The 16,285-nt window shown below is 64.2% G+C and carries 12 protein-coding genes; 5 read left to right on the top strand and 7 right to left on the bottom strand.

The annotated features are described in order from the left end of the window. Window positions 1–17 precede the first annotated feature (17 nt). The 3 genes from AC5RU9_RS18365 to AC5RU9_RS18355 are packed head-to-tail and all read left to right on the top strand — an operon-like array spanning window position 18 to window position 5,892. Complete coding sequence (locus tag AC5RU9_RS18365) at window positions 18–1,157, top strand: Gfo/Idh/MocA family protein (RefSeq protein ID WP_494017564.1); 1,140 nt, start codon at window positions 18–20, stop codon at window positions 1,155–1,157. 2 nt (window positions 1,158–1,159) lie between these two features. Then, window positions 1,160–4,132, top strand: coding sequence for an oxidoreductase (locus AC5RU9_RS18360; protein ID WP_494017563.1), 2,973 nt, complete (start codon window positions 1,160–1,162; stop codon window positions 4,130–4,132). Next, entirely contained in the window at window positions 4,129–5,892 is a 1,764-nt protein-coding gene (locus tag AC5RU9_RS18355) for an FAD-dependent oxidoreductase (protein ID WP_494017562.1), read from the top strand. Before AC5RU9_RS18360 ends, AC5RU9_RS18355 begins: the two co-directional genes overlap by 4 nt. 67 nt (window positions 5,893–5,959) lie before the next feature. On the opposite strand, the gene AC5RU9_RS18350 is transcribed toward AC5RU9_RS18355, so the two are convergent. The 3 genes from AC5RU9_RS18350 to AC5RU9_RS18340 all read right to left on the bottom strand — a co-directional run bounded on the left by AC5RU9_RS18350 (window position 5,960) and on the right by AC5RU9_RS18340 (window position 9,525). Continuing rightward, window positions 5,960–8,143, bottom strand: a complete 2,184-nt coding sequence (locus AC5RU9_RS18350) for a transglycosylase domain-containing protein (protein WP_211713359.1) — start codon at window positions 8,141–8,143, stop codon at window positions 5,960–5,962. Between the two features lie 108 nt (window positions 8,144–8,251). Beyond that, a complete protein-coding gene (locus AC5RU9_RS18345) occupies window positions 8,252–8,752 on the bottom strand; it encodes a sensor histidine kinase (RefSeq protein WP_211713360.1) in 501 nt (166 codons plus the stop codon). Window positions 8,753–8,946: 194 nt separating this feature from the next. Then, window positions 8,947–9,525 carry a DinB family protein gene (locus AC5RU9_RS18340; protein WP_494017561.1) on the bottom strand — a complete coding sequence of 193 codons (579 nt, stop codon included), beginning with the start codon at window positions 9,523–9,525 and terminating at the stop codon, window positions 8,947–8,949. Window positions 9,526–9,664: 139 nt separating this feature from the next. Here AC5RU9_RS18340 and AC5RU9_RS18335 point away from each other — a divergent pair, with 139 nt between their 5' ends. Next, window positions 9,665–9,961 carry a hypothetical protein gene (locus AC5RU9_RS18335; RefSeq protein ID WP_494017560.1) on the top strand — a complete coding sequence of 99 codons (297 nt, stop codon included), beginning with the start codon at window positions 9,665–9,667 and terminating at the stop codon, window positions 9,959–9,961. Between the two features lie 80 nt (window positions 9,962–10,041). On the opposite strand, the gene AC5RU9_RS18330 is transcribed toward AC5RU9_RS18335, so the two are convergent. Genes AC5RU9_RS18330 through AC5RU9_RS18315 form a run of 4 tightly spaced genes read right to left on the bottom strand, consistent with a single transcriptional unit; the run spans window position 10,042 to window position 15,151 of the window. After that, a complete protein-coding gene (locus AC5RU9_RS18330; protein WP_211713363.1) occupies window positions 10,042–10,854 on the bottom strand; it encodes a bifunctional allantoicase/(S)-ureidoglycine aminohydrolase in 813 nt (270 codons plus the stop codon). A gap of 14 nt (window positions 10,855–10,868) precedes the next feature. Beyond that, window positions 10,869–12,131: a DUF6986 family protein gene (locus AC5RU9_RS18325; RefSeq protein WP_494017559.1), complete on the bottom strand. Its 1,263-nt coding sequence runs from the start codon at window positions 12,129–12,131 to the stop codon at window positions 10,869–10,871. 1 nt (window position 12,132) lies between these two features. Further along, window positions 12,133–13,731, bottom strand: coding sequence for a malate synthase A (gene aceB, locus AC5RU9_RS18320; protein ID WP_494017558.1), 1,599 nt, complete (start codon window positions 13,729–13,731; stop codon window positions 12,133–12,135). A 19-nt stretch (window positions 13,732–13,750) separates the two neighbouring features. Next, the gene (locus tag AC5RU9_RS18315) at window positions 13,751–15,151 is read right to left on the bottom strand and encodes an NAD-dependent malic enzyme (protein ID WP_211713366.1); all 1,401 of its coding nucleotides are present in this window, start codon (window positions 15,149–15,151) and stop codon (window positions 13,751–13,753) included. 220 nt (window positions 15,152–15,371) lie between these two features. Here AC5RU9_RS18315 and AC5RU9_RS18310 point away from each other — a divergent pair, with 220 nt between their 5' ends. Beyond that, window positions 15,372–16,127 (top strand): IclR family transcriptional regulator, encoded by a 756-nt coding sequence (locus AC5RU9_RS18310; protein ID WP_062071662.1) that lies wholly within the window; start codon window positions 15,372–15,374, stop codon window positions 16,125–16,127. The last annotated feature ends 158 nt before the right edge of the window (window positions 16,128–16,285 follow it).

Genomic DNA, 16,285 nt, shown 5'->3' with positions numbered 1-16,285 from the left:
CGAAAGTTGGATACCCCATGACTTCCCCAGCACCGGCAACCCGCACCTTCCGCGTTGGAATCGCGGGTTGCGGCGCCATTTCCCGCAACCACCTGGAAGCTTTCAAAGCCTTGGACAACGTCCAGTTGGTGGGCGTTTGCGACGTGGATGCGGACCGGGCAAGGGCCACGGCTGTTGCCTGGGACATCCCAAACGCGGTCACCAGCGTGGATGAGCTCCTGGCGCTGGATGTGGACATCATCTCCGTCTGCACGCCGCACCCCACTCACGAGCAAGTGGTTCTGAAGGCTGCGGCCGCTGGTGTCAACGTTCTTTGTGAGAAGCCCATTGCCACCAGGCTGGAGTCCGCCGAGCGCATGGTGGCAGCCTGCGAGGAAGCGGGAGTCCAACTGGGTGTCCTGTTCCAGCGCCGCTTCTGGCCGGCTTCGCAGAAAATCCGCGAAGCGATCGACGACGGCACGTTGGGTAGGGCAATCATGGCGCAGTGCTCGGTGATGCTTCACCGGGCACCGGACTATTACAACCGCGACGCCTGGCGAGGCACCTGGGACAGCGACGGCGGCGGGGTCCTGATGTCCCAGGCTGTCCACCAGATCGACCTCCTCCAGTGGTATCTGGGGGACGTGGCCGAGGTCTATGGCAAGGTCAACACTTACCGCCACGGTGACTACATAGAGGTAGAGGATTCTGCGACTGCGGTGATCACCTTCACCTCCGGTGCCATGGCTACCTTGGAGGCCTCCACCGCTGTATCGCCGAACCTTGGGATCCAGCTCCGCATCACCGGCGAAACAGGCGCTTCGGCTTCCCTGACGGAGTTCCCGGAAGGCAGCGACGGCCGGTTGGACCTATGGGCGGTGGGCGAGAGGATCGTCGTCGAACCTGTCCACCCGGAAGGCGTGGAGCCGAACGTCGATCTGTCCGCCATCAACGGCCAGCTGATTCCGTTCCACAAACTGCAGGTCCAGGATTTCGTCCAGTCGCTGGAAAGCGGGACGAAACCGGCCATCACGGGCAAGGACGCGTTGAAGTCCCTCCGCATTCTCCTTGCCGTGTACGAGTCCTCACGCACTGGCCAACCCGTCCGCTTCGCGCCCATTGATCCCGCGCACCAGGCGATCCCAAGGCTCCGGGACCGCGAGAAGGTGGCTGGCTGACCATGGCACAGGCAAGAATCGCCGGCACACCCGTGACCCTTGGCCGCAACGGCCGCACCCCCAAGACCCTCCGCAACCGCCTCGCCTCCGCCCCCATGGAGCGCAACTACGGGACCACGGACGGCTACATCACCGAGCAATACATCGACTACCTGGTGACACGCGCCAAAGCCGGACTCGGCATGGTCACCACCGAAGCCACATACGTCCGGGCCGACGGCAAGGGCCGTACCCACCAGCTCGGCCTGCACACCGATGACATGATCCCCGGACTGCGCCGCCTCACCGACGCCTTGCACGCCGAAGGTGCGCTCGCCGCCGTCGAACTTAATCACGGCGGCCGTACCGCGCAGGCCGCAGTTTCCGGTTTCAAGAACCTCGCGCCGTCGCCGGTTCCATGCCCGACGGCGGGTGGTGAGGTACCGCGGGAACTCACCGCTGCCGAGTGTTACGAGCTCGTGGCAGCGTACGCGGCCGCGGCCCGCCGCGCTGTTGCCGCCGGCTTCGACGTCATCAATTTGCATGGCGCGCACGGGTACCTGATCCACCAGTTCATGTCGCCCATTTCCAACCACCGCACGGACGAGTTCGCGGCTCCGGAGTTCTTCATGAACCTGGTCATCGACGCCGTGCGGGAGGCCGTGCCTGACACGATCGTGGGCATGCGGGTTTCGGTGGTGGAAGGGCCGGCCGACGGTATCAGCGCCGAGCAGCAAGTGGCCATCGTCGCCAAGGCACACCTGGACAAGCTCGACTTCCTGGACATCTCGGCCGGCAGTTACGACGCCGGTGAATGGATCGTGCAGTCAGGGGAGTGGAAGCCCGGAATCCTGGCCGATTATGCCAAGGCCTACCGGCAGTTCGGGCTCCCCTTGAGCATGGCTGGGCGTTTGAATTCGCCGGAGATCATTGAAGAAGTCCTGTCCCAGGGCACGTGCGACTTCGTGAGCCTGGCCCGTGCGATCCATGCAGACCCTGCCTTTGTTGGCGGCGTCCTTCGGGGCGAGCGCTACCGGCCCTGCATCGCGTGCAACGTCTGCATCGACAACCTCGGGCTTGGCCAGGTCACCTGTACGGTCAACCCTGCCGTTGGACGCTCGCGGGTGCCGGTTCCTACTCCTGCTGTTCGTCCGGCGTCCCGGGTGTTGGTGGTGGGTGCCGGACCTGCGGGCCTCACAGCCGCCCGCGAACTCGCCGAAGCCGGCGCCCGAGTGACGCTCATGGACGACGGCGTGCGGCCAGGTGGACAGTTTGCCATGGCTGAGCGCATGAAATCGACGCCGGACTTTCATCGCTTTGCGGACTGGTCCAGTGCGGAAAACGAGCGGCTGGGCGTGGAGGTCCACTTGGGAGCCCACGTTGACACCTCCGACGCCGGCAAGCTGGCCCGCGACTTCGGCGCCGATGCCGTGCTCATCGCAACCGGTGGGCTTCGGCCGACGCCAGGGTTTATCGGAGCCGACTCGCCGCGGGTGTCGGATGTCCGGGCCTGGCTGGCCGCCCACCCGGACATTCTCGACGCCGGTACGCCGGGTTCCGTGCGTGTCCCTCCTGAGGCTGTGACCATTTGGGGTGCTGATTCCGTGGCCATGACTGTTGCGGACACCCTCGCTTCCCTGGGCACAGCCGTGCTGATTGTGGGCCCGCAGGCAGCGCTCGCTCCTGAGTCGGGGCGGCGCGCCAAGATCCTTGCCGTGCCACGGCTTGAGGCCAATCCAAACGTGCGGATCATCCTGTCCAGCACCATCGAGGAGTTCGACGGCTCCCGGGTCCGGATCAGTCGAGCGGGTGTTGAGGACCAGTGGATTGACGCGCCGGGGGAGCTCCTGGTGTCGCGTTCCGTGCTGCCGCTGGATGGTTCCATCTCGCACGAGGAACGGGAAGCAGGGCTCAGCCGGGCTGCGTCCGTACCGGTCGCGCTGGCCGGGACTGTTGTTGATACAGCTCCGGCCATCGTGTCCAACGCTGTGAAGAGCGGGTACGACGCAGCCCAACGCATCGCCGCCGCGTTGGCCGGAAGTAGGAGCGCGGGAGCCGAGTTCAAAGGAACGGTGCCAGATCGCCGGAGCTTTCCAGCGACGTCGCATGCTTCCAGCGAATTCGGCGCACAGGCGGGCGAGACTCAGCCGCGGCGGCTCGGATTGGCCCAGCTTTCCCTGGTGGGAACCGCGCCCCCGGACCTGGTGACCATCGCGGCCAACGCCGGATTCGACTTCATTGGCGCGCGGGTCCGGCCGGTCACTGCTTCGGAGCGCCCCTATGACCTTCAGCCGGGCTCACCCATGCTTCGCGAAACCCTGGCCCGCATGGCTGACACAGGGATCACGGTGAAAGACATCGAGTTCCTGCTCTTGGACGGAACGGGGCTGCAGAACGGTGCTGATCAGCGCCAGGCGTGGCTGCAGATGATGGAGGCCGGCCAAGCCCTGGGTGCCTCGACCCTGACGGTGGCATGCGCGGATCCAGACCTCGATCGCCTTGGTGATCACCTCGCGCAGATGACCCTGGATGGCAAGGCCTATGGGATCGTGCCCACCTTGGAACCCATCGCCTACCAGGCCGTCCGTTCCATACCGCAGGCGGCAGCGCTGGCACGCCGGGCGGGCTGCAAGATCGTGGTGGATGCCCTCCACTTCAACCGCTTCGGGGGTTCATCGGATCAACTTGAGGCCGCTGCGGATCTGGTTCCGCTGATCCAACTTTGCGACGGGCCTTCTTCTCCGCCCGTCACCAGGGACGGCCTGATTACAGAGTCCCGTTCCGAGCGCGGCGTCCCGGGGGAAGGCGAATTCGACCTTGCGACCCTCATAGCTGCGTTCCCCGCAGGTACTCCGGTCAGTGTCGAAACGCCATCGGACCGCCGGGTCGCCGCACTGGGCGAATCCGGATGGGCCACACACCTCAAAGCGGCAGCCGGATCTGTCCTCAGAACAACAGCAATCAACACCGCAGCACTTACCGGGAGCACCAAATGAACACCAAGCTACCTTTGCCCACCGTGGACTGCGACGTCCTGGTTATCGGCTCAGGCGCCGGAGGCCTTTCAGCGGCAGTGACGGCGGCGTATCACGGACTGAAAGTCATCGTGGTGGAAAAGGCCGAGGTGTGCGGCGGTGCAACATCCTGGTCCGGCGGCTGGGCTTGGGCGCCGGGCAATCCCCTCGCCAAGAAGGAAGGGGTCAACGAGGATAATGAGACCTTCCGAACCTACCTCCGCGGGGTACTCGGGGACGACTATCAGGCCGACAAAGTGGACGCATTCCTCGAAGCTGCGCCACACATGGTGGGCTTCTTCCACGAGAAAACATCCCTGCAGTTCGTTCCCGGCAGCAAGATCAACGACATCTACGGCAAGCTGCCCGGAGCCGGCACAGGCAACCGCTCCGTTGGACCCAAACCGCTGAACGCCCGCGCCATTACGCCCGCCGTGCGCGCCAAGATGCGGCACCAACTGTACGAAACATCGTTCCTCGGCATGGGCATCATGGCCGGCCCGGACCTGGGTAAGTTCCTCTCGGCATCGCAGGGAAACCCCAAAGGGCTTTTCCATGTGGGCTGGCGTTTCGGCTTCCATCTCCTGGACCTGCTGACCCATCGCCGCAACATGCAACTGGTCAACGGCACAGCTCTCACCGGCAGGCTCATGAAATCGGCTGATGCCCTCGGCGTCGACATCCGCGTTTCCACGCCAGCCACAGCGTTGCTCAGCGACGAAGAGGGCAAGGTGACAGGCGCCGTCGTGCGTTCGCCGGAAGGTGAGCTGCAGATTAACGCGGGTCGCGGCGTCGTGCTGGCGTCCGGCGGGTTCCCCAACGATGTACAGCGACGCAAGGAGTTGTTCCCCAAAACCCCAACGGGCCGCGAGCACTGGACGCTTGCGCCGCGGGAGACCACCGGCGACGGCATCAACCTGGCCCAGTCGGTGGGGGCCAGCTTCAAGACTGCGGTGAAATCGCCGGCCGCATGGTGTCCGGTGTCCCTGGTGCCGTACCGCAATGGCAGGACGGGGGTGTTCCCGCACATCATGGACCGCGCCAAGCCGGGCAGCATCGGTGTCCGTGCGGACGGAAAGCGGTTCGTGAACGAGGCCAACGGCTACTACGACTACGTCGAGGCACTTCTCACCGCGACGCCCGAAGGCGAGGCCGTGGAGTCGTGGCAGATCGCGGACAGCCGTTTTGTCCGCAGGTTCCCGCTGGGCATGGCCAAGCCTCTGCCCGTGCCCCTTTTCCCGTACCTGCGTTCGGGATACCTGATCAAAGGCAGGACAATCGAGGAGCTGGCGGAGAAATGCGGGATCGACCCGGCCGGTCTGCGCCGAACTGTGGCCAGGTTCAATGCCAACGCGCGTGCCGGCGTCGACCCCGACTTCGGCCGGGGCGAGACCGCCTTCAACCGGTACGGCGGCGATGCCGGCAACAAGCCCAACCCGTCGTTGGGTCCCATCGAAAAGGGTCCCTTCTACGCGGTGCGCGTGGTTCCCGGCAGCTTCGGGACGTTTGCCGGTGTTGAGACCGACGGCCGCAGCCGCGCCCTCAACCACGACGGCGAACCCATCCCCGGTTTATACGTCACCGGCAACGACCAAGCCAACGTCATGGGCGGCCACTACCCGGCAGGCGGCATCAACCTCGGCCCCGCGCTGACGTTCGGCTACATCGCGGGCAGGGATCTCGCCGGCGTGGACACGTACGAAGACGACGGCACCGGCGCGGCAGAGCACATGGCGTTGTGAGGCCTGCTCTGCAGGCTATGGGGGGCGCGAACCCTGCAGATCGGGCCTCGCAACGAGCGCGAAGCTACTACCGGGGAGCGGCGGGCGCAGTGGTAACGGGAGCGGGCGGTGGCGGGGGAGCCGGCGCGGGGAAGGGACCACTGGGATAGAGGGCAGTGGCTTCCATCATGTAGTTGGCCCACTGCGGACCGGCGATCATGTAGCCATCCAGCGACTTGTAGAACTTGCCGTTGATGGTGACGTTCTGGCCTGCCCGTTGCTGACCGGCCGAGGTATCCCCGAAGAACGACGCCGTGGCCAGCGCCGTCGTGAAGCCTGCCACCCACGTGGCACCGTTGTTGTTGGAGGTTCCCGTTTTCGCTGCAACAGGGACCTGGCTCTGCACCTTGGGCTCAATGTAGACACCGGACCCCATCTTCAGGACGTCCTGCAATACCGCATTAACTCCGCGGGCAACAGCAGGTTTGACCGCATCCCGGCATTCGGGTTCCTGGGCCTCGTACTGCCGCCCCTGAGCGTCGCTGATTTCGGTGATGGCGATGGGAGCGCAGTAGGTACCGTCGTTGGCGAACGTGGCGTAGGCGCTCGCCAGAACCACGGGCGCCACGCCGATGGAGCCCAGGAGGTTGCCGATCTGGTGCATGTTGACCGGTGCGTTGTCCAAGCCACTGTGCAGGCCCACCGTGTCCACCATCCGCTGGATACCGCAGAAGTCCAGTTGCGCGGCAGTAGCGAACGTGGCCGTGTTGATCGAGTTGTAGAGCCCGTAGTTGATGGGCATGGGACGGTAGTAGCCGACGTCGTTGTTTTGCAGGTCATCGTCGGCACCCAGGTTGGCCGCTTTCTGGGCCGTGCTGTAGCCACCGAGGACCTTCCCGCAACTGTCGCGCCACGGGAATCCGATGGGGTAGACCCTGCGGGAAGCATCAACCACTGCGGTTGGATTTTTGCCTTCGTTGAGCCACTCCGCATAGATGAACGGCTTCATGGTTGACCCAGGCTGGAAGCCCCCGGCACCGTTGAGGTCGTAGCCGTTCTCATCCTTGGCGTCCACGTTGAAGTTCAGCTGGGTATCGTACTTTCCTTCCTCCGGAACGAACACGGTGTTCTGGGCCATGGCAAGGATTTTGCCGGTGCCGGGCTGCACCGTGGTCATGGCCGCACCCCACTTGTCAGGATTGTCACCGGCCGAGGCGTCCACTTGTTTTTGGGCGGCGGCCTGGAGCCGGCTGTCCAGCGTGGTGGTGATGGTGAGGCCGCCGCGGTACAGGAGCCGTTCGCGTTCCTCCAAGGTTGAGCCGTAGGCCTCGTTGTTGAGGATGAGATGCGAAACGTAATCGCAGAAGTACGTGGCGATGGATGCTCCCGCGCAGCCCTGCATTGAGGGCGTGATGTTGAGCTCCACCGGTGTTGCCACGGCGACTCCATGGTCCACGGCGGTGATCTTCCCTTGCTCCAGCATCCGGTCCAGCACCAGGTTCCTGCGTGTCAGCGCTGCCTCCGGGTCCACCGTAGGGTCATAAATGCTGGGGCCGTTCACCAAGCCGGCCAGGAGCGCGGCCTGCGGCAGGGTCAGGTCCTTGGCGGAAGTACTGAAGAAATAGCGCGACGCCGCCTCGATGCCGTAGGCGTTCCGGTTGAAGAAGACAATGTTCAGGTAGCCCTCAAGGATTTGGTCCTTACTGAACCGCTTTTCCAGTTCCAGGGCCAGCTTGATTTCGCGCAGCTTGTCGCCCATTGTCTTTTCGCCGCTGAGGACAACATCCTCCGGCTTCCCCTCCGAGAGCCGGGACTCGTTGAGCACATTGGTGACGTACTGCTGCGTCAAGGTGGAGGCTCCCTGATGGGTGCCCTTGGTCAGGTTTGAGGTCAACGCCCTCATGATGCCTTGGGCATCCACACCAGGGTGCTCGTAGAACCGGCTGTCCTCAATGGCGACGATCGCTTCCCGGATAAACGGCGACATTTCCTCCAGCGGAACCTTCACCCGATTCTCGGCATAAAAGGTGGCAATGTGCTGGCCGTCTGCCGTGACCACGGTGCTGGAAAGGGACGGCGAGTCCACGTTGAGTTCGCTGGGCAGGCTCTCATAGAACCCGATGGATCCACCCACCGTGGTGCTGGTGAAGGCGACCACGGGCACCACGAACCCGGAGATCAGCACGCCGCAGAGGATACTCACGAGAAAGAATCCGAAGATCCTGAGCAGGACCTTTCCGAGAGCTGGCTTACGACCCTTGTTCCGCGCCATTTTCGATGCCATTCCGTAGGGACATGCGGCTGAAAAGTAGGTACAGAATACGTCCGGCACTGCCGCCGATCCATGGGGTGGAAGCCTAAATAAGGTCCCAAATAGGACTCAATCCAGAGGAAGGGTGACCCTCACGCTGGTGCCCCGTCCAACCTCGGAGTCGATGTCCACTGTCCCGCCGGCGTCGTGCACTGCGATCGACATCATAAGGAGCCCAAATCCGTGGCGACGTCCGCTGGGTGCTGCATGGATTTCGAAGCCGCTGCCATCATCGGTGATGGTGAGCTGGATGCCGTGGTACACCGCGTTCAGGCGGATGGTGAGCTCGCTGGCTCCTGCGTAGTTGAGGGTGTTGCTGAACGCTTCCTGGGCCACGTGATACAAAAGTGCCGCAGCGGAAGAGGAGATCTCGATTCCGTGGTGCGGGGTGTGCCAATGCACTGTTACACCGGCCCTACGAAGCGGAGCAGCCAGCCGGTCGATGCATCCCGCCACGCCCAGCGCGTAGAAATCCACGGGGTGCTGATCCTGGATGATGCCTTTGACGGCCATCACCTCACTGAGAGCTGCTGACTGGTCCATTGGGTCCCCCACATCGTTGTCTTTCATGCTGGAAATTCGATGCCGAAGCCCCGATGTATTGGTGCTTCGCCTGTTTCCAGAGTCGCGCCGCAACATCAAGGAACCTTTTCGATTAGCTCAAGTTCCTATCAAGTTTGCGGGGCGGACTTGCGCCTGTGGAGCTCCCGCACAAAAGCGCCCGACGGCGGCACTCAAGTGCCGCCGTCGGGCGCTGTAAAGGTTCACCGGTCAGCCTCCACGGCCGCCTGCTCGATGCGGGCCCGGTACGCCGCCCATTCCTCCGGGGACTTTCCCGGAACACTCAGGTCCCCTGGCCGCTGGCCTGCTGAACCGTCAATGAGTTCGCGGAGGATGTCCGCGTGCCCGGCATGGCGGGCCGTTTCGACGCACATGTGCACCAGGATCTGGTGAAGCGTTACGTGGGCCCTGTCACCGGACCACCAGGGCACCACGCCCGCCGCATCCAAAGGCAGTGCCTCGATGGTGGCGTCGCTGTGCTCAGCGGAGAAGCGATGCAGTTCGATGATCCCTTCGCGGCTTTCGCTGGCTGGAACCCACATGTCCCCATCGGGCTCTGCGCCATCGGCGAACCACGGCAGTTCCCGGCCGCTGGGCCGTCCGAAGGTCACACCGAAGTAGTCCAACTGGACGCTGGCCACGTGCTTCACGAGCCCCAAAAGGTTAGTGCCGGTGGGTGTCATGGGCCTGCGGGCGTCGTACTCGCTGAGGTCCTCAACTTTGCCGAGGAGGTCCTCCCGCCGGGTCCTGAGGTATGTGAGCAGCGTCGCTTTGTCATCCATGTGCTGCACTCTACAGAAGGGGGCCGACACCGAGGTCGCGGGAAACGTGCCAAAACGCAGGGAAGGCTCCGGCGATTGCGCCGCATTCCAGCGAACTCGCGCGGTCCCACGAATCCACACGCAGGTTAGACTCGGGCGCATGGGGGACAACAACACACTTGGGGAACACAACACACCGAAGCCCGCGCGCAGAGTCTCTGCCGTCGTCGTGCCTTTGCTGGGGCTGATTGCGGTGATCGTGGGCGTGGTGGTGGCGTGGAACAGCTCGCAGGAACCGGTGGGCTGGTTCGCTTACGCGCCCCTGAGCAATGAGGTGTTTGTGGGGGACAACGGCACGTTCGTCAGCAAGGGCACTCAGTCTGGGCTCGCAGTTGCCGGGGCGGGCTTGCTCCTCCTTGCGTTCTGGGCGGGGCTTGCCGTGGGCCGCCGCCGCTAAGTTCGCCGGAAAACGACGAAATCGCCGGAAAACTCCAGACGAACTGGCAGGTTTCCGGCGATCTCGGCGCAAGCAACAGACTAGGTGAGCTTCACCTGGCGGTTCATGTCCTTGTACAGCAGGTACCGGAACTCGCCCGGACCACCCGCGTAGCAGGCCTGCGGGCAGAACGCGCGCAGCCACATGAAGTCGCCGGCCTCCACCTCAACCCAGTCGTTGTTGAGCAAGTACATGGCCTTGCCCTCGAGCACGTACAGGCCGTGCTCCATGACATGGGTTTCCGGGAAGGGGATCACGCCGCCGGGCTGGAACGTGACGATGTTGACCTGCATATCGTGGGCCAGATCGCTGGAATCCGTGAAGCGGGTGGTCTTCCAGACGTCGTTGGTGTCCGGCATGGAGGTGGGCTCCACGTCCTTCTCGTTGGTGACGAAGGACTTGGCTTCGAAACCCTCGAGCCGCTCGTAGGCCTTGCGGATCCAGTGGAAGGAGACGATGTCGTCGGAGACGTTCTCCAAGCCCCACTCCGAACCCGCGGCGAGGTAGGCGTAGCCGCCCTCTTCGAGATGGTGGAGTTCACCGTCGAGGGTCAGGTTGACCTGGCCCTTGGTGACGAAGATGACGCCTTCAACACCGGCTTCGAACTCTGCCTTTGGTGCCCCGCCGCCCGCACCGATCTCGACGATCAACTGGGAGAACGTGGTGGCGAAGCCGGAGATCGGCCGCGCGATGATCCAGGAGCGGGTGTTGGAGAAGCCCGGCAGGTTGCTGGTGACGATGTCCGTCATGACGCCCTTGGGGATCACCGTGTAGGCCTCGGTGACGATGGCCCGTTCGGTGGTCAGGTGGGTCTGCGGGGGCAGCCCGCCCTCGGGGTAGTAGTACTTGCCCATGCGTGTGCTCCTTATCAGTGGGACGTCGGTTGTGCGAGCCGCGGGTGCGCCAGTGCGGTCAGCTGTGAAAGTTCGACGCCGGCAAGCGCCTTGACCTCGTCGGTCCCCACTGCGCCGCATTGGACGCCGCGGAGGACGAAGCCGGCCAGCGCGCGGGCGGTAGCGGGCTCATCCATGACGCCGCCTTCGGTCCGCTCCACATAGTTGCGGAGGCGGAGCGCCGCGGCGGGCAAGCCTTCGCGGTAGAAAGCGTACGACGCCGAGAAACGGCTGGGCAGTTGGGCGGCGTGGAGATCCCACCCCTGGTAGTAGCCGTTTTCCAGGGAACGACGAACCAGGCGTCCGTGCAGCTTCCAGGCATCTTCCACTGCGTCACCCACGGGGATGATGTTGGTGGAACCGTCGGAGAGGCGGATGCCCGTACCGGCAACAGCGAGCTGCATGACTTCCTTGGCGAAGTCGGCCACCGGGTGCTCCATGGACTGGTATTCCGCGGAGATACCCAGCGAAGCGCTGTAGTCGTAGGTCCCGTAGTGCAGGGCGCTGATGCGTCCGGGGACAACGTGGGGGAGCTGTGCAACAGGCGAGGTTCCGTCGGCGCCGATGATGAGCTGCGGGGTTTCCACCTGCACCTCGAACCGTAGCCGGCCGGCGGGAAGTCCGTGGACTTCCTCAAGGCGGGACACCGCGTAATCCATGGCCTGAACCTGGGCCACCGTGGTGACCTTGGGCAGGGTGAGGATCAGTCCGGCCGGGAGTTCCCCGGCGGCCGCGAGCGTGGACACGAACAGGTCCAGGGTCTTCAGGCCGCGGGCCCGGGTGGGGGCTTCGAAGCACTTGAAGCGGATGCCAATGAACGGCGGAGCAGTTCCGGCCGCGATCGCTGCCGCAACAGCGTTGGCGGCAGCAACGGCGTCGGCGTCTTCTGCCTCGTCGCCGCGGTCGCCGTAGCCGTCTTCGAAATCGAGGCGCAGGTCCTCGATGGGCTCCGAGGAAAGCTTGGAAGCAACCCGTGAAGCAACCGCCGCAGCGAGGTCAGGTTCCTGGCCCAGCAGCTGGCCGAGCTTTTCGAGTCCGCCGTGAGCTTCCGCCGTCGCGAGTGCCTGGGCGCCCCAGTCCGCCACGAAAGTGGGCGTGAAGCGGTCAGCCGGGATGTAGACGGTGTGGATGGGCTGGCGGGAGCCGTCGTCGCCGGGGTAGTTGCGGTCGAGCAACTGGTCGGTGGCAGCGAGCTGCGCCTCGATGTGGGCCAGGTCAGAAGAGGAGAATGATCCCATCTCAGCCCACCAGCTCATACGCGGGTGTGGTCAGGAAGTCCGTGTACTCATCGGAGAGACAGATGTCCTCGATCAGCTTCGACGCCGGCTCGTAGTACTTGGTGAAATTCTCGTCGCCGAATTCGATGCGCAGGCGCTCGGTCTCTTCGCCCAGGATGCGGGTAACCAGTTCGCGGGTCACCGTGTTGCCGGTGTCCGCAAGGATCGACTTGTTGCGGAGCTGCTGCCAAACCTGCGAGCGGGAGATTTCCGCCGTGGCGGCATCTTCCATGAGGTTGTGGATGGCTACGGCACCGCTGCCGGAGATCCAGACGCCGGTGTAAGCCACGGCAACGTAGAGGTTCAGGCGCAGGCCCGCCTCTGTCACGGTGCCGCCGGCGGAGGCGACGTCGATCAGCTGCTCAGCGGTGACGCTCACCTCGGGGCGCTGCTTGTCCAGCTGGTTGGGACGGTCACCCAGCACGGAGTCGAACACTTCGCGGCAGGTGGGAACCAGGTCCGGGTGGGCAACCCATGAGCCGTCGAAGCCATCGTTTGCTTCGCGGGTCTTGTCGGCGCGGACCTTATCGAAGGCTGCGGCGGTGACGTCGGGCTGCTTGCGGTTGGGGATGACGGCGGCCATGCCACCCATGGCGAAAGCGCCACGCTTGTGGCAGGTCTTGACCAGGAGTTCGGTGTAGGCGCGCATGAACGGAGCCGTCATGGCCACGGTGGCGCGGTCCGGGAGGACGAACTCTTCGCCGGCATCACGGAAGTACTTGATGATGCTGAAGAGGTAGTCCCAACGCCCGGCGTTCAGGCCGCTGGCGTGGTCGCGCAGTTCGTAGAGGATCTCGTCCATTTCGAACGCTGCCGGAATGGTCTCGATGAGCACGGTGGCGCGGACGCTGCCCTGCGGGATGCCGAGGAAGTCCTGCGCGAAGACAAAGACGTCGTTCCAGAGGCGTGCCTCCAGGTGGCTCTCCATCTTGGGCAGGTAGTAGTACGGGCCGTGGCCGTTGAGGAGCAGCTGCTTGGCGATGTGGAAGAAGTGCAGGCCAAAGTCCACCAGCGCACCCACGGCGGGTTCGCCGTCGATCAGCAGGTGCCGTTCCTCCATGTGCCAGCCGCGGGGGCGGGCAACAACAACGGCCAGGGGAGCGTCCGTGCGGAGACGGTATTCCTTGCCTTCCGGCGACGTGTAGCTCAGGGTTCCCTGTGCGGCGTCACGGAGGTTCAGGATGGCGTCGATGACGTTGGGCCACGTGGGAGTGCTGGCGTCTTCGAGGTCAGCCAGCCACACCTTGGCGCCGGAGTTCAGGGCGTTGATGGCCATTTTGGCCGGGGTCGCGGGGCCGGTCATTTCAACGCGGCGGTCCTGCAGAGCAGCCGGTGCCTCGGCGACTTTCCAGTCGCCGTCGCGGATTTCCTGGGTTTCCGGAAGGAAGTCCAGGCGGGACGTGTCGGCAACCTGCTGGCGCTTGACGCCGCGTGCCTTCAGCAGCTCGTTACGGGTGCCGGCGAAGCGCTTGTGCAGTTCCTCGATGAAGGCCAGTGCCTTGGGGGTGAGGATTTCCTCGGCGCGATCGATCGGCCGGGGATCGGTGACTGTGATAGCCATGTGAGCGGATTCCTTTGTTCTAGAGTGCGCTGGCGGCGTTGGCGTGCGCAGCAGCAGCTACGGCAGCAGCCACATCGGCGGCAACATGGGGATCGAAGACGCTGGGGATAATGTAACTCGCGTTCAGCTCATCGTCAGCCACCCTGTTGGCAATTGCCTCGGCTGCGGCCACCAGCATGTCCGGCGTGATGTCCGATGCTCCGGCGTCCAGCAGCCCGCGGAAGAATCCGGGGAAGGCCAGCACGTTGTTGATCTGGTTCGGGAAGTCGCTGCGGCCCGTTGCCACCACGGCGGCGTGCTTGGACGCGATGACGGGATCGATTTCCGGCGTCGGGTTGGCCATCGCGAACACGATCGCGTCATCGGCCATCGAGGCAACCTGCTCCTCGCCGATCACGTGCGGGGCGCTGACACCGATGAAGACATCCGCACCCTTGAGGGCGTCGTGGAGCGTACCGGAGAAACCTTCTTCGTTGGTGTTCGCGGCGATCCAGCTGCGGTGCTCGTCGCTGTATTCCTCACCCGAGTGGATGGCTCCGGAGCGGCCCGCGGCAATGATGTGCTGCGCGCCCTGGGCCTTGAGGAGCTGGATGATGGCCGAGCCGGCAGCACCGACACCGGAAACCACGATCTTGACCTCGGACAGCTTCTTGTCCACGACGCGGAGGGCGTTGACCAAGGCCGCGAGCGTGACGATCGCGGTGCCGTGCTGGTCATCGTGGAAGACCGGGATGTCCAGTTCTTCGCGGAGGCGGTTCTCGATTTCGAAGCAGCGCGGTGCAGCGATGTCTTCAAGGTTGATGCCGCCGTAGACGGGGGCCATGGCCTTGGCGATCATGATGATTTCTTCGGTGTCCTGGGTGTCCAGGCAGACCGGCCAGGCGTCAACGTTGGCGAACTGCTTGAACAGTGCGGCCTTGCCTTCCATCACCGGGAGGGCCGCGGCGGGGCCGATGTTTCCCAGGCCCAGGACGGCGGAACCGTCAGTGAGGACCGCGATGGTGTTGCGCTTGACCGTGAGGTTGCGGGCGGCTGCCGGGTCTTCTGCGATGGCCATGCAAACACGCGCGACGCCGGGAGTGTAGGCACGCGAGAGATCGTCGCGGTTGCGCAGCGCTACTTTGGGGACGACCTCGAGCTTGCCGCCGAGGTGCATGAGGAAGGTGCGGTCCGAAACGTGCTGGACGGTGACGCCGTCGAGTGCGTTCAGGGCGTCCTTGACGCGGGCTGCGTGGTCGTCGTCAGTGGTGTTGCACGTGACGTCAACAACGATCGTCTCGTGGTGGGATTCCGTGACGTCCAGCGCGGTGATTGCTGCACCGGCTGCGCCGACGGCTGCTGCCAGTTCGCTGGTAGCGGTGAAGCTCGACGGTGCGGCGACGCGCAGGGTGATCGAGTTTCCGGGGCTCGGATTCGCCATTGAAATTCCTCCTGTTAGGCCCGTTCCCGGGCCGCCGTTCCTACTGAATGTTTTCGTATTATGGATATTATTATCTACAAAGTGGAAACACAACCCCCTGCTTGGTCATGATCGGTGTCGTCGCGCCGTTGGCATGTGTGCTGTATGTTGGGTGTTCTAAGCAATTCTTTTCACGATGCGGATAAGAGTTGTCGGAATCTGAGTCATTGGAGACAAGGGAATGGCTGAAAAAGCCTCCGGAGGCGTGCAGTCCGTAGAGCGCGTCTTTGAACTGCTGGAACTGATCACGGACGCCGGCGGCGACGTCACCCTGAGCGAGCTCTCCTCGTCCACGGACCTGCCCCTGCCTACCATCCATCGCCTGTTAAGAACGCTGGTCTCCCTTGGCTACATCCGCCAGCTGCCCAACCGCCGCTACGCCCTGGGCCCCCGCCTCATCCGACTCGGCGAAGGAGCCAGCAAACAACTCGGCGCCGTAGCCCGTCCGCAGCTCAAGACCCTCGTTGAACGACTCGGTGAGACCTCCAACATGGCTGTCCTGGACTCCGACATGGTCATCTACGTGGCCCAGGTCCCGTCCATGCACTCCATGCGCATGTTCACCGAAGTTGGTCGCCGCGCGCACACGCACGATACCGGCGTGGGCAAAGCCATCCTTGCCCAGCTGGACGACGAGGTTGTCCGTGGCATCGTGGCGCGGACCGGCATGCCCACTCCCACCGCGAAGAGCATCGGCGATATCGACTCCCTGCTCGCGGACCTTGCACTGATTCGCGAACGCGGCTACTCCATCGACGAAGAAGAGCAGGAGCTCGGCGTCCGCTGCTTCGCCATGGCAGTACCCAATGCGCCCACGCCCACGGCAATCTCCGTGTCCGGGCCGATCACCCGCGTCGACCAGAGCTTCGCCGACCGCGCCGTGCCCATGCTGCGCGAAGCGGCCAAGGCGATCTCCGCGGAGCTCAACCAAAACTAATCCCCGCCGAGATGGCACCAGATGGCAATGTTCCCTGCGAACATTGCCATCTTTTGTCATCTCGGTGCCCCTTTTGGGGGAGGGGTGGCGACCCGGCCGCGCTGGCGGGTGCCGCCGTCGTACGCTTTCCGCCGCCGTCGTACGCTTCCCTCCAACGC

The sequence above is a fragment of the Arthrobacter sp. B0316-5-4 genome, assembly GCF_059090325.1.
The sequence above is the reverse complement of the archived record's forward strand: the minus strand, read 5'-3'. Positions and strand labels throughout refer to the sequence as shown.